16 protein-coding genes are annotated in these 20,545 nt (G+C 65.7%); 11 read left to right on the top strand and 5 right to left on the bottom strand.

What is annotated here, in order from left to right; genetic code table 11:
- Window positions 1–204 precede the first annotated feature (204 nt).
- Window positions 205–1,311, top strand: a complete 1,107-nt coding sequence (locus tag A2Z13_10705) for an efflux transporter periplasmic adaptor subunit (GenBank protein OGP80712.1) — start codon at window positions 205–207, stop codon at window positions 1,309–1,311.
- A gap of 10 nt (window positions 1,312–1,321) precedes the next feature.
- The gene (locus tag A2Z13_10700) at window positions 1,322–4,444 is read left to right on the top strand and encodes an acriflavine resistance protein B (GenBank protein ID OGP80711.1); all 3,123 of its coding nucleotides are present in this window, start codon (window positions 1,322–1,324) and stop codon (window positions 4,442–4,444) included.
- Window positions 4,445–4,448: 4 nt separating this feature from the next.
- On the opposite strand, the gene A2Z13_10695 is transcribed toward A2Z13_10700, so the two are convergent.
- The 5 genes from A2Z13_10695 to A2Z13_10675 form a co-directional block, all read right to left on the bottom strand.
- A complete protein-coding gene (locus A2Z13_10695; GenBank protein OGP80721.1) occupies window positions 4,449–5,207 on the bottom strand; it encodes a hypothetical protein in 759 nt (252 codons plus the stop codon).
- Window positions 5,204–6,448: a hypothetical protein gene (locus tag A2Z13_10690; protein ID OGP80710.1), complete on the bottom strand. Its 1,245-nt coding sequence runs from the start codon at window positions 6,446–6,448 to the stop codon at window positions 5,204–5,206. The genes A2Z13_10695 and A2Z13_10690 overlap by 4 nt, the downstream gene beginning before the upstream one ends.
- Window positions 6,449–6,475: 27 nt before the next feature.
- Window positions 6,476–8,407 (bottom strand): carbon-monoxide dehydrogenase catalytic subunit, encoded by a 1,932-nt coding sequence (locus A2Z13_10685; GenBank protein ID OGP80709.1) that lies wholly within the window; start codon window positions 8,405–8,407, stop codon window positions 6,476–6,478.
- Window positions 8,400–8,984, bottom strand: coding sequence for a hypothetical protein (locus tag A2Z13_10680; GenBank protein OGP80708.1), 585 nt, complete (start codon window positions 8,982–8,984; stop codon window positions 8,400–8,402). The genes A2Z13_10685 and A2Z13_10680 overlap by 8 nt, the downstream gene beginning before the upstream one ends.
- A 153-nt stretch (window positions 8,985–9,137) precedes the next feature.
- Window positions 9,138–9,449 (bottom strand): hypothetical protein, encoded by a 312-nt coding sequence (locus tag A2Z13_10675; GenBank protein ID OGP80707.1) that lies wholly within the window; start codon window positions 9,447–9,449, stop codon window positions 9,138–9,140.
- Between the two features lie 286 nt (window positions 9,450–9,735).
- Here A2Z13_10675 and A2Z13_10670 point away from each other — a divergent pair, with 286 nt between their 5' ends.
- The 9 genes from A2Z13_10670 to A2Z13_10630 are packed head-to-tail and all read left to right on the top strand — an operon-like array spanning window position 9,736 to window position 20,542.
- Window positions 9,736–10,125 carry a hypothetical protein gene (locus tag A2Z13_10670; GenBank protein OGP80706.1) on the top strand — a complete coding sequence of 130 codons (390 nt, stop codon included), beginning with the start codon at window positions 9,736–9,738 and terminating at the stop codon, window positions 10,123–10,125.
- Between the two features lie 24 nt (window positions 10,126–10,149).
- Complete coding sequence (locus A2Z13_10665; GenBank protein ID OGP80705.1) at window positions 10,150–12,045, top strand: hypothetical protein; 1,896 nt, start codon at window positions 10,150–10,152, stop codon at window positions 12,043–12,045.
- Window positions 12,036–12,503 carry a hypothetical protein gene (locus A2Z13_10660; GenBank protein ID OGP80704.1) on the top strand — a complete coding sequence of 156 codons (468 nt, stop codon included), beginning with the start codon at window positions 12,036–12,038 and terminating at the stop codon, window positions 12,501–12,503. The genes A2Z13_10665 and A2Z13_10660 overlap by 10 nt, the downstream gene beginning before the upstream one ends.
- Before the next feature lie 16 nt (window positions 12,504–12,519).
- The gene (locus A2Z13_10655; GenBank protein ID OGP80703.1) at window positions 12,520–14,058 is read left to right on the top strand and encodes a hypothetical protein; all 1,539 of its coding nucleotides are present in this window, start codon (window positions 12,520–12,522) and stop codon (window positions 14,056–14,058) included.
- Between the two features lie 10 nt (window positions 14,059–14,068).
- Window positions 14,069–15,481, top strand: coding sequence for a hypothetical protein (locus A2Z13_10650; protein OGP80702.1), 1,413 nt, complete (start codon window positions 14,069–14,071; stop codon window positions 15,479–15,481).
- Window positions 15,478–18,240 carry a hypothetical protein gene (locus A2Z13_10645; GenBank protein OGP80701.1) on the top strand — a complete coding sequence of 921 codons (2,763 nt, stop codon included), beginning with the start codon at window positions 15,478–15,480 and terminating at the stop codon, window positions 18,238–18,240. The genes A2Z13_10650 and A2Z13_10645 overlap by 4 nt, the downstream gene beginning before the upstream one ends.
- 17 nt (window positions 18,241–18,257) lie before the next feature.
- A complete protein-coding gene (locus A2Z13_10640; protein ID OGP80700.1) occupies window positions 18,258–19,256 on the top strand; it encodes a respiratory nitrate reductase subunit beta in 999 nt (332 codons plus the stop codon).
- A 15-nt stretch (window positions 19,257–19,271) separates the two neighbouring features.
- The gene (locus tag A2Z13_10635; protein ID OGP80699.1) at window positions 19,272–19,922 is read left to right on the top strand and encodes a hypothetical protein; all 651 of its coding nucleotides are present in this window, start codon (window positions 19,272–19,274) and stop codon (window positions 19,920–19,922) included.
- Complete coding sequence (locus A2Z13_10630; protein ID OGP80698.1) at window positions 19,889–20,542, top strand: hypothetical protein; 654 nt, start codon at window positions 19,889–19,891, stop codon at window positions 20,540–20,542. Before A2Z13_10635 ends, A2Z13_10630 begins: the two co-directional genes overlap by 34 nt.
- Window positions 20,543–20,545: the final 3 nt, after the last annotated feature.

The following is a 20,545-nucleotide window of genomic DNA, read 5'->3' as shown; positions in this document are numbered from 1 at the left end:
CCGGTCGATTCGAACCTGTAGTTCCACATTATCCTTGTATTTTAATAACTTCCCGGAAACTTTGCAACCATCGAGCCTCTAAGAAGTGTGGCGCATCCGAACGCATTTCGCTATTCTGCAAAGAAGGATTCGAAAATTCCTCTTGAAGGAACTGTCCGGCGCGGGATGAAGGGGGTGTCAATGGGAATACGTGTCCGCGGGGGAATGCGGCCGCTGATTTTTCTCTGCGGGGCGGTTTTTCTCCTGACAGGGTGCTCGAACAGCGCGGGTTCGAAGGCGGCGCCCCGCGGGCAGCCGCCCGCTGTCCCCGTCATGGCGGCCCTGGCGGTGCAGAAGGACGTGCCCGTGCAGCTGCGCGCCATCGGGATGGCGGAGGCGTACTCCGCGGTGTCCGTCAAGACGATGGTGAACGGGCAGATCGTGAAGGTGGGGTTCCGGGAAGGGCAGGACGTGAAGAAGGGGGACCTCATCTTCGTCATCGACCCCCGGCCCTACGAAGCGGCGCTGATGACGGCCGAGGCGAACCTGGCCAGGAATCTCGCCCTGAAGGAGAACGCGGAAAAGGACGTCAAGCGATACGTCTATCTGATCGAAAAGGACCTGGTCCCCAAGCAGCAGTTCGACCAGGTGGTTTCCAATGCAGCCGCCCTGGCCGCCGCGGTCAACGCCGACAACGCCGCGGTGGAGAACGCGCGGGTACAGCTCAGCTACTGCTACATCCGGTCCCCCATCGACGGGCGCACCGGGACCCTCTTCATCAAGGAAGGGAACGTCGTCAAGGCGAACGACTCGACCCTTGTCACGATCAACCAGGTCACCCCCATCTACATCACCTTCTCCGTCCCGGAGCAGTACCTGGCCGGGATACGGAAATACCGGGAGGCCCGGACGCTGGGGGTGGAAGCCGTGATCCCGGGACAGGAAGATCAACCCGTCCGGGGAGCGCTCACCTTCATCAGCAACGCGGTCGACAACGCCACCGGGACGATCCAGCTCAAAGGGACGTTTCCCAACCAGGACCGGCGGTTATGGCCGGGGGGATTCGTGAACGTCACGCTGATCCTCGCCACGAAGCCCAAAGCCGTCCTCGTGCCGGCTTCCGCGGTGCAGACCGGGCAGAGCGGGCAATATATCTTCGTGGTGCGTCCGGACCTGACGGTGGAGTCCCGCCCCGTCGTCACCGGGGAGACGGGCGCCGGCGAAACCGTCATCGAGAAAGGGGTCCAGGCGGGCGAGCGCGTGGTGACCGACGGGCAGCTGCGCCTCGTCCCGGGCTCCCGGGTGGAGATCAAGGCGGGACTCGGCGGGTAAGGGAACGGCGATGACCGAGCTCTTCATACGTCGTCCCGTGATGACGACCCTGGTGATGCTGGCGATCCTCCTGTTCGGCATCCTCGGGTACCGGCAGCTGCCGGTGAGCGACCTCCCCAACGTGGACTTCCCGACGATCCTGGTCACGGCGAACCTTCCGGGGGCGAGCCCGGAGACGATGGCCTCTTCCGTGGCAACCCCGCTGGAGAAGCAGTTCTCCACCATCGCCGGGGTGGACTCGATGAACTCCAGCAGCGGGCTGGGGCTCACCCAGATCACCCTCACCTTCGCCCTGGACCGGAACATCGACGCCGCCGCCCAGGACGTCCAGGCGATGATCACAAAGGCCGCCCCGCAGCTTCCCCCCGGCATGCCGACGCCTCCCTCCTACCAGAAAGTCAACCCCGCGGACCAACCCGTCCTCTACATGGCCCTCCACTCCACGACGCAGCCCCTTTCGACGGTGGACGAATACGCGCAGACGTTCATCGCCCAGCGGATCTCCATGGTGACCGGAGTCGCCCAGGTCCAGGTCTTCGGCTCCCAGAAATACGCCGTGCGGGTCCGGGTCGACCCGGACGCCCTGGCCGCCCGCGGCGTGGGGATCGACGAGGTGAAAAACGCGATCGAACAGGGGAACGTGAATCTCCCCACCGGAGTCCTCCAGGGTCCCCGGCAGGCATTCACGGTGGAGACCGCCGGCCAATTGATGGACGCGGCCGCCTACCGTCCCCTTGTCGTGGCGTACCGGAACGGCTCCCCCGTGCGCCTGCAGGACCTGGGACAAGTCGTGGACAGCGTGGAGAACGACAAGGTGGCGAGCTGGTACAACGACACCCGCGCCATCGTCCTGGCCATTCAGCGCCAGCCGGGCACCAACACGGTGGAGGTGGTGAACAGCATCCGGGCGCTCCTTCCCGTCCTTCGCGCCCAGATCCCCGCGTCCGTGGACCTCGCCATCCTCTACGACCGGTCCGCCTCGATCCGGGACTCGGTGAGAGACGTCAAGTTCACCCTGTTCCTTGCCGTCTGCCTGGTCGTCCTGGTGATCTTCCTGTTCCTGCGGAACCTCTCCGCCACGATCATTCCCAGCCTTGCCCTGCCGTTTTCCATCGTGGGTACCTTCGCCGTCATGTACCTGCTGGGGTACAGCCTGGACAACCTCTCCCTGATGGCGCTGACCCTGGCGGTCGGGTTCGTGGTGGACGACGCCATCGTCATGCTCGAGAACATCGTCCGGCACATGGAAGGGGGGGAGGGGGTCCTCGAGGCGGCCCTCAAGGGGTCGAAGGAGATCGGGTTCACGATTCTTTCGATGACCCTGTCCCTGGCTGTCGTCTTCCTCCCCGTGATGTTCATGGGCGGGGTCGTGGGCCGGCTGCTCCACGAGTTCGCCGTGACGATCGGGGCGGCGATTCTGGTCTCGGGGTTCGTCTCCTTGAGCCTGACGCCGATGCTGTGCAGCAGGTTCCTGCGGCCGCATGCTTCGGTACGGCACGGCCGCCTCTACCTGGCATCGGAGAAGGTGTTCAACGGCATGGTCTCCGTGTACGACCGGACGCTCACGCGGGTCCTGCGGCACCGCCTGGCGACGGTCCTCCTTTCCTTTATCCTGCTGGCGGCCACGGTTTACCTGTTCATCGTGATCCCGAAGGGGTTTCTCCCGAACGAGGATACCGGGGCGATCTTCGGCTTCACCGAGGCGGCCCAGGGGATCTCCTTCGACGACATGGCGCGGCACCAGCAGGCGGTCTCCACCGCCGCCCGCACCGAGCCGGGCCTCCGTTCCGCCATGTCGAGCATCGGGCCGAGCGGTCCGAACATCGCCTCCAACTCCGGCCGGATCTTCCTGATGCTCAAGCCCCGGGAGGAACGGAAGAGCGCCGACGAGATCATCCAGGATCTGCGGCCGAAGCTGGCCGCGATCCCCGGGATCCGCGCCTTCCTGCAGGTCCTCGCCCCGATACGGATCGGGGGGCAGCTGACGAAGAGCCAATACCAGTTGACGCTCCAGAGCCCGGACACCGACGAACTCTACCGGTTGGCTCCCGTCCTCGAGGCGAAGATGCGGGAGATCCAGGGTTTGCAGGACGTGACGAGCGACCTGCAGATCGCGAACCCCCAGATCAACGTCGCCATCGACCGGGACAAGGCGAAGGTAAGGGGGCTCTCCGCCCAGCAGATCGAGGACGCGCTCTTCAGCGCCTACGGGACCCGGCAGATCTCGACGATCTTCACCCCCACGAACACGTACAAGGTGATCCTGGAGCTTTTGCCCCGCTTCCAGGAAGACCCCGCCGCCCTTTCCCGGCTTTACGTGCGCTCCACCTCCGGCGCGTTGGTGCCGCTGGCCGCGGTGACGAAGAGGACCCCGGGCCTGGGCCCCCTGCTGGTGAACCACCTGGGGCAACTCCCCTCGGTGACGATCTCCTTCAACCTGAAGCCCGAGGTTGCCCTTGGCGATGCCGTGGGGGCGGTGGACAAGGTGACTCGCGCCACGCTTCCCGCCACGATCAGCACGAGCTTCCAGGGGACGGCCCAGGCGTTCCAGGCCTCGCTGAAAGGGCTTGGAATCCTCCTCCTGATGGCGATCCTTGTGATCTACATCGTCCTCGGAATCCTGTATGAAAGCTACATCCACCCCTTGACGATCCTTTCCGGGCTCCCCTCCGCGGGACTCGGAGCGCTGATGGCGCTCATGCTCTTCCGCATGGACCTGAACCTCTACGGCTTCGTCGGGGTGATCATGCTCGTGGGGATCGTGAAGAAGAACGCCATCATGATGATCGACTTCGCACTGGAAGCGGAAAGGAAGGAAGGGAAGAGCCCCCGGGAGGCGATCCACCAGGGATGCCTCGTCCGGTTCCGGCCCATCATGATGACCACGATGTCCGCCCTGATGGCCACCCTGCCGATCGCCGTCGGTTTCGGCACGGGGGCCGAAGCCCGGCGCCCCATGGGCATCGCCGTGGTGGGAGGGTTGCTCTTCTCGCAGCTGATCACCCTTTATCTGACGCCGGTCGTGTACCTCTATCTGGACGAGGTGCAGGGGTTCCTGCGCCGGCGGTTTGCTCGCTCCCGCCCAGGAGAGGTAGCGCACGGAGGCAACCCCGCCTCGGCGACGGATTCCTAGCGGGCTAAAGCGAACGCAGGACCGCACGCACCCCGGTTTCGAACTCCGGATCCAAGTAGTCGAAGATCGGCCTGCCTTCGAGGTCCCGGAGCGCCAGCTCCTCGCTGTAGCGGAGCGCGATGTCCGCGGATAACGCTTTCTCGGACAGCTGACGCCGCAGGGCGTCCAGGTTCCCGGGCCGGACCTTGTTGGCCACGATGCGGACGCTCCGGATGACCAGCGCCGGAGCCATGCCGAGGATCCGTTTCGCCGTTTCCACGGAGCGCATGCCCGCCTCGACGACAATCAGCAGGAGGTCCACCTCCTCGACGACGGCCCTTCCGAACGCCTCGAGCCCCGCCTCCAGGTCGAGGATCACCGACTCGTCCTTTTCCAGGACGAGCTTTCGGACGAGCGCCCGCACAAAGGCGGTCTGGGGGCAGAAACATCCCTCCCCGCCGGTCTCGATGGTCCCGACGGGCAGGAGAGAGACACGGTCGGAGCATTTCAGCGTGTGCGTTCCGGGGATGTCCGACACCCTGGGGTTCAGGATGAACATTCCTCCCGGCGTGCCGGTCGAGCCGGTCCTTTCCGCGATGAGGTCTTTCCTCTCCACGAGGGGAGGCGCGCCGCCGGAGGGAATCCCCAGGGCGTTCGCGAGATTGGGGTCGGAGTCGAGATCGACCAGCAGGACTTTCTGGCCGTCCTCCGCAAGGATCTTCGCCAGCAGGACGGAAACCGTGGTTTTGCCGGAGCCGCCCTTGCCGGCCACGGCGATTTTCAGGCCCATGAAAGGCTTCGCGAGGCCAGGAGCGGGGCAAGCCCAAGGTCGAGCCTGCCCTGAAGCAGCATGCCCAGGTCCCCCGGGGGAAATTTCTTGAGGACCGCGGGCACAAGCCCCCTCAAGTCCTCCGGGTCTCCGACGAGCTGGAGCCCGATCACCACCTGGCCTTCCAGGGTCACGCGCGCGAAGCTCCTGCCCGCGGTGAAATCGGCCTGGTCGCTCCCGTCGATGTCCCCGATGCGCGCGGCGATGACGGGATCGAGCTTCACGATATTTCCGATGAAGGAGGGCGGGCAGACGGCTTTCCGTCCGGCGATGTTTCTTGCGGCAACCTCTCCCTGCGCCCTTGCGTTGACGACCAGCTGTCCGACGTCCCTTCTCCCGGTGATGGTCTCGAACCGGACGACGTCGCCCGCGGCGTAGATCCCGGGCTCCCGCGTTTCCATGGTAGGGGCGACGGGGATGCCCTCCGGGTCCCCGAGCCTGCTATCCAGGAACGCGGTGTTCGGCTCCACGCCGGTCGCGATTGCCACGACGTCGCAAGGGAGGGTCGTGCCGCCTGCGAGGTGGATCTCTCGCGCGGCCTCCCCGTCGACGGAGACGGAATCGATGTGGGCCCCCGTGTAGAACCGGAGATGGCGCCGTGTCGAAAGAACGGGATGAAGCCTTGCCGCCACGTCCGCCTGGAGCATGGTCGTCAGGATCCCGGGGCCGATCTCGATGACGGACACCGTAACGCCCGTTTCCTTCAGCGCCTCGGCGAGCAGCATCCCGACCCTGCCCGCGCCGATGATGGCGATGCGGGCGGCGCCCGCATCCAGGAGATTCCTCAGCGCAAGCGCGTCCACCATGCGTTTCATGGTGATGACGTTCCCGCACCGCGCAAGGAGCCCTTTCAGGCTTTCGGGGACCCAGGCCTTCGCCCCCGTGGCGATCAGCGCCTTGTCGAACTCCACCGTCTCCCGGTTTGCGAGCAGGGCGGTCCTTTTATTTACGGACAGTTTTTCGACCTTGGCGCCGGCCTTGCAGGTCACTCCAAGGGAAGCGTAGCCGGCGGGGTCGAAGAGGTGAAGGTCGGCAGGCTCCTTCCTGCCGGCGGCGAGCTCGGGAAGAAGGTGCGGGCAGTAGGCCGGGCAGCTTTCCGCGGAGACCATCGTGACGGAAAGCCCCTTTTCCCGCGCCAGGCTCTTTGCGGCCTGGAGGCCTGCGTACCCGTTTCCGACGATGACGACTCGCTCCATTCGATGGCTTTCCGGTTTCCTCGTTCTTCAGGGGAGCGGGAGCCCGAGCGCCTGCCGCTTCGCCCGGATGTGCGCGATGATCCCGGTCGCGGCTTTCTCGGGGTCCGTTTCGACCAGCACCTTCCCTCCATTGATGCCGGGCAGCGTTTCGGTCAATAGCCCGATCGCGAACGGGCTTCCAAAAACCCTGGGCGGAGGGGCAACGTGGACCAGGATCCCCGCCGCCAGGAAGAAGCTGCCGATGGAGATGGCCTTTTCGGTGATGAACTCGGGGGCGGAGCCGGCCACAGGGAGCTGGCTGATTTCGATGCCGATCTTCCCGGCCAGCACGGCAAGGAGGTCGTAGATCCGGGAGTTGTCGACGCACGAGCCCATGTGCAGGACCGGCGGGAGCGGAGCGCCCAGCCCCGCCGCCTTTCCCAGGGCCGTGAGAACTTTCTTCAGTTTCTCCCCGGCATATTTCTCCGTGGCCTCGCCGGTCAAAAATCCGGCGTGGGCCAGGATGTGGTTCACGCATCCGGTGGTGACGATGAGGACGTTGTGAAGGAGGAGCTCGGCGGCCATCCTCTCCGTCATCGAGGAGGTCCGCAGTTTCGGGTTCGGACAGCCGACGATCCCGACCGCGCCCAGGATGTCCCCCGAGGCGACGGCGTCGACCACGGGCGCCAGCGGGTCCTGAGCGTTGGCGGCGGACAGCACGGAGACCAGCGCCTCCACGGAGATCCCCGTCAGCATCTTCGCGCTTGCCCGGGGGATGCAGGTCGAAAGGCCGGCGGTTTTTCTCTCCTTGAACCCCGCGATGCCGTGCCGGAGGATCTCCTTCGCGCGCTCGTCGGCCGTTTCCGGCTCGAATTCGACGTGGATGGCGTCCGGGTTCCTGACGAACGGCACGGTCGTGATGAACCGCGTCTTGTGGCACTTCGCGATCGCCGTAAGGCCCGGCCAGATGCACTGCATGTCCACGACCATCGCGTCGATGGCGCCGGTCGTGAGGAACAGTTCGGCCTGGGCCAGGTGGCCGGCGTAGGAGGCGCCGGACCGCATGGCGAGCTCGTTGCCGATACAGCAGACGCCCACTACGTTGATGCCGTCCGCCCCCGCGACCTTCGCCTCGGCTTCCATCTTGTCCGCCCACTCCACCAGCTTGGAGGCCAGGATCGGATTGTGCCCGTGGCAGGCGATATTGACGGAGCCGTCCCGGATCACCGCGTAGTTGGCGGAGACCACCTTCGGGGACGGGGTGCCGAAGAGGATGTCGGAGAGGTCGGTCGCCATCATCAGCCCGGCGAAGTTGTCCACGATCCCCATTCGGAGGGTGGCGAGCCACAGGTTCAGCGGGTCCGCGTCGTTCCCCATCGAGGTCCGGTGCATCGCGGTCTCGATCTCGTTGTGCGGGTTCGAGACGATGAGCCCGAGCTTTTCCCACTTGTCGTATTCCTTTCGGGTCGCCCGCGCCCGGATCCAGTTCATCGGCTTGCCGTCCTGCCGGCCGAAGTCCTCGAGCGCCTTATGGGCGACATCCCCGGCGATGGACTGCCCGGTCCTGCCGTCCGTTTGTATCCCGAGCCGGCTCGCGACGGAGAGCAGCTTCGCCTCGTCCCGGACCGCATAGCCCGGCGCCTTCCCTTCCGCGACCGCAAGGAGCAGCAGGGCCAGCTCCCGCGCGTGCCCGGCATGCGAGGACGCGCCGCCGACGGCCGCCCGGAGGAAGTTCCTCGCCACGATGACGTCGGCGTCCGCCCCGCAGACCCCCAGTTTCGGGCCGTTGTCGAACGGGTCGATCCGGCAGGGGCCCAGGTAGCACAGGACGCAACAGGTGCCCAGCTCGCCGAACCCGCACTGCGGCATCATTTTCTTCAGGCGGTCGATCCCCAGCTGGAGGTTCTCCTTCTCCGCCTTCCGGAAGAGTTCCAGGTCGCCGGGATTCTCGTATCCGGTCCTTCTCGTCTTGTCATCCACGGGCCATCTCCTTCCGCATCGTTAAAATGAGTTCGAGGGAAGACCGCTTGAGCGAGGCGCCAGCGCCCGCACCGGCCAGGGCGGCAGCCTCCCGCGCGGCGGTATCCGAGATTTTCGTTGCGGCGATCTCGTCGAAGTCGGCAAACGAGAGGGCCCGGGTGGGGCAGCCGGAGGCGCAGGCGGGCGCCAGCCCCTCACGGATCCGGTCCCGGCAGCCGTCGCATTTGTATGCCTTCTTCCGGTCGAAGGAGAGCCGGACGGCGCCGTACGGGCAGACGAGCAGGCAGGTGAAGCATCCGATGCACTTTTCCTCGCGGACCTGGACCGTCCCGGTGGGGCCGTCCTCCTCGATGGCGCCCACGGGGCACGCGAGGAGGCAGGGGGCGTTTTCGCAGTGGACGCAGCGGACGGGGACGTTGAGGCCCGGCGCCCAGGAGACGCGGACTCGGGTGAGGGAAGGCGGGGATTCGAAGATGGCGGAATACAGACTGCCGGAACGGGAGTGGGCGACGGAGCACTGGACTTCGCAGGTCCGGCAGGCGGTGCATTTCAGCGGGTCGAGGGCGACTTTTTTCATCTCTGTGCTTCCCCCTTCTTCGCCGGCATGGGTGGGACGGGAGGTGCGGATGTTTCCATGGTCGCAGGACGGCGTACCGGTGTCAAACGTATTGAAGACGTATTGAAGACGTACGTATTGAAGGCGTATTGAAGGCGGGCCCGCGGGGTTTCTTCAGCGGGTGATGCGATCCTCCAATGGAGGCTCGGAAGTCATGTAGGTCAGGAACACCACGAGGAAGAGAGAAAACACCGCGGAGCCGGAAACCTTGAGCAATGCGCCGAGGGGATAGAATTCCCCCATCTTGAGCAGGACGGCCCCCGCCGCGGCCAGCCCCACCATGGGCAGGATCCACTGGTTGAGGTACCTCCCCAGGTCGGTCACCTGGGAAAGCACGGGGTGCGGAACCTTTTTCTCGAGAACCGCCAGGAGCTCCACGACGACTCCCTCGACGAGGATGATTCCCGACAGGATGGCCAGCAGCATGTAGAGTCTCACAACCTGCCTCCGGTGGTTCGTTGGTTGCCGTCCGCAAAAACCATGGCGATGCCATCAACTTAACGGCAGACGGGAGGAAAATATTCAATACGGCGTCCGGCGATGCGATGGAATCGCCGCCGCCGGTTCTTCCCACGACGCTTTTCTATAGACTTCTCCGGGACCGCAAAGGTTTCCTGCCCGGTTCCAATTTTCCGCGGGAGAATTTCCTTGCCTCGCCGGATTGCCCGTGATATCCATACCTCCACATCCGAATATCCCATAAGGGGAAACGATGTTTTCCAAGACCACCCGGTACGCCTTATGGGTCCTTGTCGCCCTCGCGGAATCCTCCCCCGGCGGCTATTTTCAGTCGCGGGGGATGGCAAAGCGTCTCCGCATCCCCGGGCCGTACCTGGCAAAGGTCCTGTACACGCTCTCGAAAAATGACGTGGTGGAGTCCGTGCGCGGAAGAATGGGGGGATACCGCCTCAAGCAGCCCGCCGGAAATCTCTCGCTGAAGACATTACTCGAGATCTTCGAGCCGGAGTCGTTCGCCCCCGTCTGCATCATCGGGAACCCCGATTGCCCCGGCGCCTCCTGCCGGCGGCACCGGGTGTGGCAGAAAATGCAAAGCAACTTCATCGAGACGATGGAAGGGACCACGATCGTCGACATCTCCTGAGGGGAGCTGCCGGAAGGAGCGGGAATGCCAGAGACCGATCCCAGCGTGACCGCAACCTTCGAGGTACGGGTTCCGGACCGGGGGTACTGGAAGGAGCAGATCTGCTGCCAGTACGCCTGCCCTGTCGGGACGGACGCAAGGGGGTATATCCGGGCGATCGCGGCGGGCGATTACCGGCGCGCCTACCTGGTTGCGCGAGGTCCCAATCCTCTTGCCTCGATGTGCGGAAGGGTGTGCGGCGCCCCCTGCGAGGCGGCCTGCCGCCGGGGGAAGATCGACGCCCCGGTCTCGATCCGGGCGCTCAAACGATTTGCCTGTGGGCAGTACGGCCCCGAATCCCCAGGGTTTGATGGCGATGAAGTCATCGCCGCGGTCGGCGGGATGGATGATCCTGAATCCGGGGGGCCCGAGGAGATGGCGGCCCTCGTGCGCGGGAGCGTCCGGGGACGGTTCGTCCCCGCCGCCGGGGAAAAGGTGGCGATCGTCGGATCGGGGCCGGCCGGGCTGGCAGCGGGGCACGACCTGGCCCTTTTAGGCTTCCGGCCCACGATCTTCGAGTGGGAGCCGGTCCCCGCAGGCATGCTTCACCTGGGCGTCCCCCCCTACCGCCTGCCGCGCGACCTGATCCGGAAGGAAATCGCCGTCATCGAGGCGCTGGGTGTCTCCATCCGCTGCGGGGTGAAGGTGGGGCGGGACGTCGGGTTCGACGATCTCCTCGAGGAGTTCGCCGCGGTCCTGATCGCGGTGGGGGCAAAGCGTTCGCGAAAACTTGCGATTCCCGGCGCGGAAGGGGCAGGGGTCCTGGGAGGCGTGGATTTCCTCCGCAGCGTCTCCCTCGGAGAGCCGGTCCCGCTGGGCCGGAGGGTCGTTGTGATCGGGGGGGGGTCCGTGGCGTTCGACGTCTCCCGGACGGCGATACGGCACGAGGAGGTCGACGTGTCGCGGACCGCCTTGCGCCAGGAGGGGGTGCGGGAGGTTTCCCTTTGCTGCCTGGAGTCGCTCCAGGAGATGCCGGCCGATCCCGTGGAGATCAGCGAGGGGGAAGAAGAGGGGATCCGCCGGTTCAACCGGGTGGGGCCGCTGGAGATCCTGCTCGACGGCGAGGGGCGCGTCCGGGAGGTGGTCTTCCAGAAAGTGCTCTCGGTGTTCGACGAGGCGGGGCGGTTCTCCCCCCGGTTCGATGCCGGCGAGCAGCTGGCCTTGCAGGCGGACACGGTGATCCTTGCCATCGGCCAGGTGATGGACCTTTCGTTCCTTTCCCCCGGTCGGGACGGCATCGCGCTGACCGAGCGGGGGCTCCTCCAGGTGGACCTGGAGACGCTTTCCACGACGAACCCGAAGGTTTTTGTCGCGGGAGACGCCGCCTACGGCACGCGCCTGATGATCGACGCGATCGCCAGTGGGAAGAAGGCGGCCCGCTCGATCTACCGGAGGGTGACGGGCAGGGATCTCGTCCCCGGGGCGGTCGAGGCCCACCTGGTCCTCGACCGGTTCGGGCGGGAGGCAGGGTACGAATCGGTGCCGCGCAAGCCGGTCCCGGTCGCACCCGTGGACGAGCGCATGGGAAGGATCGACCACCCCGTGGAAACCGGGTACGGACGGGGGGACGCGGAGGCGGAGGCGAGCCGCTGCCTGGATTGCGGCGTGAACACGATCTTCGACTCGGAGCGGTGCATCCTCTGCGGGGGCTGCGCCGACGTCTGCCCCACGCTGTGCCTGAAACTCGTGCCCCTGGAGGAACTGTCCCTGCCGCCCGGGGCGCGGGAAACGCTTTGCGGCGGAGACCCGGCGGAGAAGTGGTCCGCGATCATCAAGGACGAGGACCGGTGCATCCGGTGCGCCAACTGCGAGAGGCGCTGCCCGGTGGACGCGATCACCATGGAACGTTACACGTTCCGGGAGGAATGGCGATGTCCGTAGACGATCGGAGCAAGGCACTCGGCCGCAGGGACCTTCTCTCCCTGGCGGCATGGGGAACGTTCTGCACCTCGCTGGCGACGGCGCTCGTGGGGATGTTCCGCCTCCCCAAGCCGTCGGTCATCCCCGACCCGTCCCTGAAGGTCAAGGTCGGCCCGCCGGGCTTGATCCCGGAGCTGGAATACCGCAACGTGGCCGGGCGCAACATTTTCGTATCCCGGGGGGAGGAAGGGGTCTTCGCGATCTCGGCGGTTTGCACCCACCTGGGGTGTATCGTGGCTCCCGTTCCCGCCGGTTTCAACTGCCCCTGCCATGGCTCCCGCTTCGACGCCCTCGGGCGCATCATCGGAGGGCCGGCGCCCCGGGGACTGGACTGGCTCAAGGTGACGAAGGCGCCCGACGGGGAGCTCGTGGTGGACGAAGGAGAGCCGGTGCCTCCTGGCACGTACCTGAAGGTCTGAAGGGGAAAGGAGAGAAGTGGTGGGGGCCTGGAAAGAGTACGTAGCCAACCTCAGAGGGGTCCCCCGGGCGGTGTGGCACAGCCTCGTTCGCCAGGGTCCGCCGGTGACCGACCGTTCCCGCGCCGAAGCGGTCTTCCAGAACCTGTTCCTGCATATCCACAGCACGCGGATCCACCGGTGGAGCCTTCGCTGGTCGTACACGATGGGGCTCGGACTCATCTGCGCCGCCTCGTTCCTGCTCCTGACGGTGACCGGCCTGCTCCTCATGTTCTATTACAAGCCGTCCACCGTGCTGGCCTACCAGTCGATCAAGGACATCCATTACGTCGTCCCCACCGGCCGGTTCATGCGCAATATCCACCGCTGGGGCGCCCACCTGATGGTGATCGCCGTGCTGCTCCACATGGCCCGGGTCTTCTATACCTCCTCCTACAGGAAGCCCCGGGAGATGAACTGGCTGTTCGGCCTCGTGCTTCTTGTCCTGACGCTCGGCCTTTCGTTCAGCGGATACCTGCTTCCCTGGGACCAGCTCGCCTACTGGGCCGTGACGATCGGCGCCAACATCGCCCAGTCTCCGAGGGAGCTGACGGATGCCATCGGGATCACCCGGTACGTCGACATCGGCGGACTCCAGAAGACACTCCTCCTCGGCTCCCGTTCCGTGGGGGAGGACGCCCTGATCCGGTTCTATGTCCTGCACGTCTTCTTCCTTCCCCTTCTGATGGCGGCGTTCATGGGGCTGCACTTCTGGCGGATCCGGAAGGACGGCGGCCTGTCGCGCCCCGCGGACGCCGACGAAAGGCTCGGGCCTCCAGGGGAGGACGTAACACCCGTTTTCTCCCAGGCGCCGAAGAAAAGCTACGGCCTCATGGCGGTGGTGCGGGGGACGGGCCCCAACGTGGGCCGGGGGCCGGAGAACACGCTCCCCTCCTGGCCTCACCTCATGACCGCGGAGGCGGCCGTCTTCATGTTCACGATGGCGGTCACCGTCGCGCTTTCCTTCTTCCTGGACGCTCCGTTGAAGGAGATGGCCAACCCGCTGGTGCCGGAGAACCCCGCAAAGGCTCCCTGGTATTTCCTCGGGCTCCAGGAGATCGTCTCCTTCTCCGCGTTCGCGGGCGGGGTGCTGATTCCCATGGTCACCCTCCTCGGGCTTTCCCTCATTCCCTACCTGGACCGCGAGACCGAGGGAGTCGGGGTCTGGTTCGGGGCGGCTTACCGGGGCCGGGAGGTCGCATTCCGGTCCGCTGTCTTCGGGCTCGCCGCGGTGATCGCCGTGGAGGCGTTCGCCATCCGGTTCGGTTGGCTCCGCAGCTGGTACCCCGGGATCCCCCAGATCGTCATCACCTTCTTCAACCCGGGGACAGTCCTTGCATTCCTCTACGTGGCGTATTCCGTCTGGATCATCCGCAGGGAAAACAGCACGCGACTGGGCGCCATCGCGATCTTCACCTGCTTCCTGGCCGGATTCATCGTCCTTACCCTGGTCGGAACCTATTTCCGGGGGCCCAACTGGGAGTTCTTCTGGTCTCCCTCCCGTTGGCCGGTCCATTAGAGGGGGCGGCATGAAGAAACTCCTGCTTGCCTCGAGCCTGGTCACTCTCCTGTTCCTCGTCGCCTCCGGGCTTTCCGAGAACGTCTTCGTCCCGTGGAAGAAGTACCAGAAGGAGTATTCGCTGCTCCTGGCCGGGCGCGCGAAAGATCCGCAGCAGAAGCGGGAGGCGCGGGATGCCCCGATCGAGCTGCACCAGATCGTGGTGCCGGACCTGGGCGCATTCGACCGGTGCGTCACCTGCCACCGTGGGATGGACAACCCCGTGATGGCCGGCGCCCCGAACCCGTTCCGCCCGCACCCCGGCAACATCCTGAAGATCCACCCGCCGGAGCGGTTCGGATGCACGATCTGCCACCGGGGCCAGGGGGCGGCAGTGAACTTCCCGGAGGCCAAGGCGATAGACGCCAACTGGGACTTCCCCCTGCTTCCCCGGGAGCTGGTGGAGTCGTCCTGCGGGATCTGCCACGACCCGAAAGCGATGGAGAAGGCGGGGGCGCCCGTCCTGGCGGAAGGCGCCCGTCTGTTCGAGGAGAAGGGGTGCCACGGTTGTCATCGGCTGGGGGGACTCGGCGGGTCCCTCGGCGCGGCGCTGGACTCCGCGGGGCTGAAGACCAGGCACCAGCTGGTCATGGCGAACCTCCACGGGGAAAGAACCACCTACCGGTGGCTGGACCTGCATTTCAAGGACCCGCAGGGGATCGTCGCGGAGAGCCTCATGAAGCCGGACTACCCCACGGACGAGGAGGCGCGCGCTCTCACCGTCTTCATGCTCTCGCTCCAGGCGGAACGGGAACTACCGGACCGGGCGGTGGCGAGGGACCGCCACCGGCTCCTTTCCCAGGGGCACGATCACGGGGAGCGGGACGGTCGCACGCTTTACGATCGCCTGTGCCGTGTGTGCCACGGGGAAGGGACCCTCGGGGTCTTCGACAAGCACCTGGGGCGGTTCGTCCCGGCGATCCGCAATCCCGCATTCCTTGCGTCGGTGGACCGGGAGTTCCTGCGGGCCAACATCCTGACCGGGCGGCCGGGGACGCTCATGGCGGGCTTCGAGGGAGGGATGACCGAGGCCGACCTGGAAAAGTTGCTGGACTTCCTCGCGGGCGGCGCGGCGCTTCCGGAACGCCGCGCACCGACGCAGAGGAAGCTGACCGCGGGCGATGCCGGGCGCGGCGGGTCGATTTTCGCCCGCCAGTGCGCCGGCTGCCACGACCCCGGAGAGAAGGGCCAGGTCGCGCCGACCCTCTCCAGCCGGACCTTCCAGGAAAGGGCCGATGACGGGATGATTCTCGAGACGATTGCGAGGGGTCGCCCGGGGACCGCGATGGTCGCCTTTGCGGGGACCGGGGGCGCCGGGTTGACGAAGGAGGAACTGTCCGACCTCCTGGCCTACATCCGATCGCTTGCTCCGAGGAGGAAATGATGGGGGATGGAAAGATCACCCGGAGGCGGTTCCTCTGGATGTCCTCGCTGTCTGCCGCGGGGGCGATACTCGGCGCCTGCGGGACCGGGAAGGAGAAGCCTCCCGAGGTTTCGGGCTTCCGGTTCGACTACGACCCGATGCGGTCCTACCCCTACCGGGGGTGGGAGTCTCTCTACGACAAGCAATGGACCTGGGACAAGGTCGCCCGCTCGACCCATTCGGCCAACTGCACCGGTTCCTGCTCGTGGAAGGTATACGTGAAAGACGGGGTGATGCTGCGGGAGGAGCAGGCGTCCGATTACCCCAGGATCGGCAAGGACCTGCCCGATTACAACCCCCGCGGCTGCCAGAAGGGGGCGTGCTTCGTCGAATACGTTTACGGGGCGCAGCGGCTCCGGTTCCCCCTCATCCGGACCGGGAAGCGGGGAGAGGGAAAGTGGCGGCGCGCCTCCTGGGACGAGGCCCTGGAGCTGGTGGCGGGCAGGCTCCTGGAGAACGTGTACCGCTACGGGCCGGACACGAACACGTTCTTCAGCGTCATCCCCGCGATGAGCCCGGTGAGCTTCTGCGCGGGCTCCCGGCTCGCCCACTACCTCGGAGGGGTGTTTCTGTCCTTCTATGACTGGTACTGCGACCTGCCGCCGGGTGAGCCCCTGACGTGGGGGGTGCAGACGGAAGCGTGCGAATGCGCCGACTGGTTCAACTCGAAGATGATCGTCTTCTGGGGATCGAACGTCACCCAGACCCGCATCCCCGACGCCCATTTCGCCTTCGAGGCGAGGTACAACGGCGCGAAGATCGTGGGGATCTCCCCGGACTTCAACTCGAGCTGCACCCACGCCGATCTCTATCTGGGGATCGCCCCCGGAACCGACGCCGACTTGGCCCTCGGGGTCGCCCGCATCCTCGTGGAAGAGAATCTCTACGACGGCCCCTACATCCGGGAACAGACCGACCTGCCGCTCCTGGTGGTGGAGAAGACAAGGAGGTTCCTGCGGGAATCGGACCTGGAGGAGGACGGGAACGACTCGGTCTTCTACTTCTTCGACGAAAAGGAGGGGGACGTCCGGAAGGCCCCCGGCTCGATGGGGTCGCCGGTCCGGTCGATCGGCCTTTCCGGGGCGGTGCCTGCGCTCACGGGGAGATACGTCGTGTCCGGCCGGAAGGGGGAGAAGATCACGGCGGTCCCGGTGTTCGAGATGCTGCGCAAAATCCTGAACCGTTATCCGCTGAAGGAGGTGGCCCGGCGGACCGGCCTTTCCCCGAGGGACATCGTCGCCTTCGCGCGCGACATGGGGACGCGCAAGCCCGCGATGATCATCCACGGCGCGGGGACCAACCACTGGTTCCACAACGACCTGATCAACCGGGCCATAATGCTCCTCGTGGCGCTCACCGGGAACGTGGGGAAGAACGGCGGCGGCTTCAACCATTACGTGGGTCAGGAACGGATCTGGCCCGAGGAGGGGTTCAAGAAGCTCGCCTTCCCGGAGGGGGGGAAGAAGCAGCGGTTCCAGAACACCACCTTGTGGACCTACGTCCACTCCTCGAACCGGGACGAGCACCGGTACAACGGCAAGCGGATCGAGGAGTATATCGAGGAGAGCGTCGCCAAGGGGTGGATGCCTCTGTATCCGCGCAATCGGAAGCAGAAGCCAAGATCCCTGATCGTCTGGCGGGCGAACTACCTGAACCAGGCCAAGGGGAACGAGAAGATCCTCCCGTCGCTCTGGAGCGATCTCGACCTGATCGTGAACGTCAACTACCGGATGGACACGACCGCCCTCTACTCCGACGTCGTGCTCCCGGCCTCGAGCTATTACGAGAAGACCGACCTGAACACGACCGACTGCCATTCCTTCATCCATCCGTTCTCGAAGGTCCTCGATCCGCTGTTCGAGAGCCGCACCGACTGGGACATCTTCTCCGCGCTGGCGAAAAAGATCGAAGAAATCGCCCTCCGGCGGAAGCTCGCGGCGTACAGGGACGAGGAGTTCGGCTGGACGCGGGACTTCACGACGTTCCACCGGCAATGGTCCGGGGACGGGAAGATCGGGACAGACGAGGCGGCGGCGGATTTCATCCTGGCCAACTCCGAGGAGACCAAGGGAATGACGTTCGCCGGCCTTCAGGCGCGCCCCTTGCGGTTCGTCAACACGGACCCGCATGTGTGGAACTCCGACGTGGAGGAGGGGATCGCCTATACCCCTTTCAAGCACCAGGTGGAGAAGAAGAAGCCGTGGCGCACGCTCGTGGGCAGGCAGCAGTTCTACATCGATCACTCCTGGTTCCTGGACCTGGGCGAGGAGCTGCCCGTATCCAAGGAGCAGGTGACCGACCCATACCCGCTTTACTGGAACACCCCCCACGGCCGCTGGTCGATCCATTCCACCTGGAGGGACAACCGGTACATGCTCCGGCTCCAGCGGGGGATGCCGATTGCCTACCTGAACCCGCAGGACGCGGCGGCCCGCGGCATCGCCGACAATGACTGGATCCGGATCCACAACCACATCGGGTTCTGCGTCGTCCGTGCGAAGATCCTGCCGGGCGAGCCGCGGGGCCGGGTGACCATGTACCACGGCTGGGAGAAATTCCTGGGCTTCCAGCAGGGGGGATGGCAGTCCCTCACCTATATCAAGATCAAGCCGACCCAGCTCATCGGGAAGTACGGCCACGTCAACTTCCGGCTCAACTACTGGGGACCGACGGGGAACAACCGGGACGTGAAGGTGGAAGTGGAGAAGGCGAAAATCTGAGGCGCGGAGAGGCCTAGATGGCGAAGACCCAATACGCGATGGTGATGGACCTGAACAAGTGCCTGGGATGCCAGACCTGCACCGTCGCGTGCAAGAAGCTTTGGACCGACCTGGACGGCATGGACTATATGTACTGGAACAACGTCGAGACCCGTCCCGGGAAAGGATACCCTGCCGGCTGGACGACGGCGGGGGGAGGGTTCGCCGGCGGGCAGCCGATCCCCGGGGAGATCCCGCCGCTCGAGAAGTACGGGGTTCCCTTCGAATACGATTACTCCCAGCGCCTCTTCGAGGGGAAGGGGAAGCCGGTGATGCCCCACGTCGACCCTTCGTTCGCCCCCAACTGGGAGGAGGACGTGGGGGAGAACGACCGGGGGGAGAATTTCTATTTCTACCTTCCCAGGATCTGCAACCACTGCACTCACCCGGCCTGTCTCGAAGCGTGCCCCCGCAAGGCGATCTACAAGCGGGAAGAGGACGGGCTCGTCCTGATCGACCAGGAGCGGTGCCGGGGATACCGCCAGTGCGTGCGCGCCTGCCCGTACAAGAAGATCTACATGAACGAGGTGGCGGGAGTCTCCCAGAAGTGCATCTTCTGCTACCCGAGGCTCGCCAAGGGGACCCCGAACGCGTGCGCGAAGCAGTGCCCCGGGCGGTTGCGGTTCGTGGGGCTCCTGGGAGACCCGGAGTCTCCCGTCCACAAGCTGGTCCGGAGGTACAAGGTGGCGCTCCCGCTGCTGCCCGGGAAAGGGACGGGCCCCAATGTGTACTATGTCCCTCCCTTCAACCCTCCGAGGCGGGGGAGTGCCGGGAAGGGGCTTCTCGAGGACCCGAGGATTCCGTGGAAAACGCTCACGGACCTGTTCGGAACAAGGGTAAAGGAAGTGGCGGAGCGCCTGGAGGCGGAATTGAAGATCGCCCAGTCGGGGGGGAAGAGCGAGGTCCTGCAACTGCTCATCGGCCGGGATGACTCGGTCCGCTACCGGATTCCCGCCCCCGCCGGGCCCGGAAGATGACAGGAGGTTTCCCCGATGCGTTGCGCTAAATCCCTCACGATACCGGTTTTCCTCCTGGCGCTGGCCTTGCCGGCCCGGGCCGATTTTCTCCTCGAGGCGGGCAGGAACACTCCCCTCCTCATGAACCGGACCCCCGCCCTGTTCCTCACGGATCCGGCCGGCCCGAAAGCGGACCCGAAGGCGCACGCTCGCGCGCAGGTGGACGGGAAAACCCTGCGGGTAACGCTTTCCTGGGAGGATCCGACCGAGGATGCAGTGGCTGGAGCGAAGAGGGCAGCGTACGGCGGCGACGCCATCTACAAGAAGCCCACGGCGAGGACCGATCTCTTCGGGGACGCCGCGGCGCTGATGCTCCCGGCGGAAAAGGGGGGCCGTGCTCCCGGGATCATGATGGGGGATCCCGCCAGGGAGGTCCGGATCCTCCTGTGGCGGGCGGGGACGGGAGTGGAGACGCTTCGAGGCCGCGGCCGCGGGACCGTGGAGAAGGCGCGGAATGCCTCGGGGCTATCGGCCGTCCAGGCGCGGAACGGGAGCCGGCGGCAGGTAACGTTCACGGTCGAGGATTTCGATCCGGAACTGCCCGTGTCGTTTGCGATCTGGGAGGGGGCGTCCGGAGACCGGAACGGTTACAAGTGGTACTCCCCGTGGTATCTCGTCCGCCCGTGAGGGACGCGGCGGAAGAGACGCGCGGGGAGCGGAAGCCCGACCGGGAGGCGTTGGCGCGGTCGTTTCTCCTGGCTTTCGGCCGGCCTGCGGGGGAACAGCGGGACCTGATCCTTGCTTCCGACTGGCTTGAGGATCTTGCGTCGCGTGGATGGCTGGGCGGAAGCGACCCCGGCAGGCTTCGGCAGGGCCTGCCGCGCGATATCGGGGAATGGGAGTCGCTTTTCCTTTCCACCTTCGACGTTGGGTTCCCTGCCCCCCCGGTGCCCCTCTTCGAGACGCATTACATGAAGGAAGGGAACACCCCCGCCGTTCTCCACGAGAACGTCCTCTATTACAAGGCGTTCGGCTGCGAGGTGTCGAAAGGCGACGCCGACAACCCCGATCATCTCCGGCACCAGCTCGCGTTCCTGCTCGTGCTATTCTGGCTGGAAGACCGGTCCGGGGCGCCGCCGGAAACGGTGGAAGGAGTCCGCCGCGCCCGAAGGGACTTCATCGAGCGGCACCTGCGGCCCTGGATCCCGAAAGCAGCGGTCCTTGCGGGGAAAAAGGCCCACCCCCTCTGGGAGGCGCTGCTCCTTGCGCTTTGCGCCTGGCTCGCGGAGGTCGAGCCGCCCCGATAGCGG

This window comes from Deltaproteobacteria bacterium RBG_16_64_85 (assembly GCA_001798885.1).
Taxonomy (GTDB): Bacteria; Desulfobacterota; Deferrimicrobia; order Deferrimicrobiales; family Deferrimicrobiaceae; genus FEB-35.
This window is presented reverse-complemented; position numbering and strand designations above follow the sequence as displayed.

Excerpts from the sequence above, each read along its gene's own strand:
- A2Z13_10705 (OGP80712.1), top strand. The coding sequence starts at position 205 with ATGCGGCCGCTGATTTTTCTCTGCGGGGCGGTTTTTCTCCTGACAGGG.
- A2Z13_10700 (OGP80711.1), top strand. The coding sequence starts at position 1,322 with ATGACCGAGCTCTTCATACGTCGTCCCGTGATGACGACCCTGGTGATG.
- A2Z13_10690 (OGP80710.1), bottom strand. The coding sequence starts at position 6,448 with ATGGAGCGAGTCGTCATCGTCGGAAACGGGTACGCAGGCCTCCAGGCC.
- A2Z13_10680 (OGP80708.1), bottom strand. The coding sequence starts at position 8,984 with ATGAAAAAAGTCGCCCTCGACCCGCTGAAATGCACCGCCTGCCGGACC.
- A2Z13_10675 (OGP80707.1), bottom strand. The coding sequence starts at position 9,449 with ATGCTGCTGGCCATCCTGTCGGGAATCATCCTCGTCGAGGGAGTCGTC.
- A2Z13_10670 (OGP80706.1), top strand. The coding sequence starts at position 9,736 with ATGTTTTCCAAGACCACCCGGTACGCCTTATGGGTCCTTGTCGCCCTC.
- A2Z13_10665 (OGP80705.1), top strand. The coding sequence starts at position 10,150 with ATGCCAGAGACCGATCCCAGCGTGACCGCAACCTTCGAGGTACGGGTT.
- A2Z13_10660 (OGP80704.1), top strand. The coding sequence starts at position 12,036 with ATGTCCGTAGACGATCGGAGCAAGGCACTCGGCCGCAGGGACCTTCTC.
- A2Z13_10650 (OGP80702.1), top strand. The coding sequence starts at position 14,069 with ATGAAGAAACTCCTGCTTGCCTCGAGCCTGGTCACTCTCCTGTTCCTC.
- A2Z13_10645 (OGP80701.1), top strand. The coding sequence starts at position 15,478 with ATGATGGGGGATGGAAAGATCACCCGGAGGCGGTTCCTCTGGATGTCC.
- A2Z13_10640 (OGP80700.1), top strand. The coding sequence starts at position 18,258 with ATGGCGAAGACCCAATACGCGATGGTGATGGACCTGAACAAGTGCCTG.
- A2Z13_10635 (OGP80699.1), top strand. The coding sequence starts at position 19,272 with ATGCGTTGCGCTAAATCCCTCACGATACCGGTTTTCCTCCTGGCGCTG.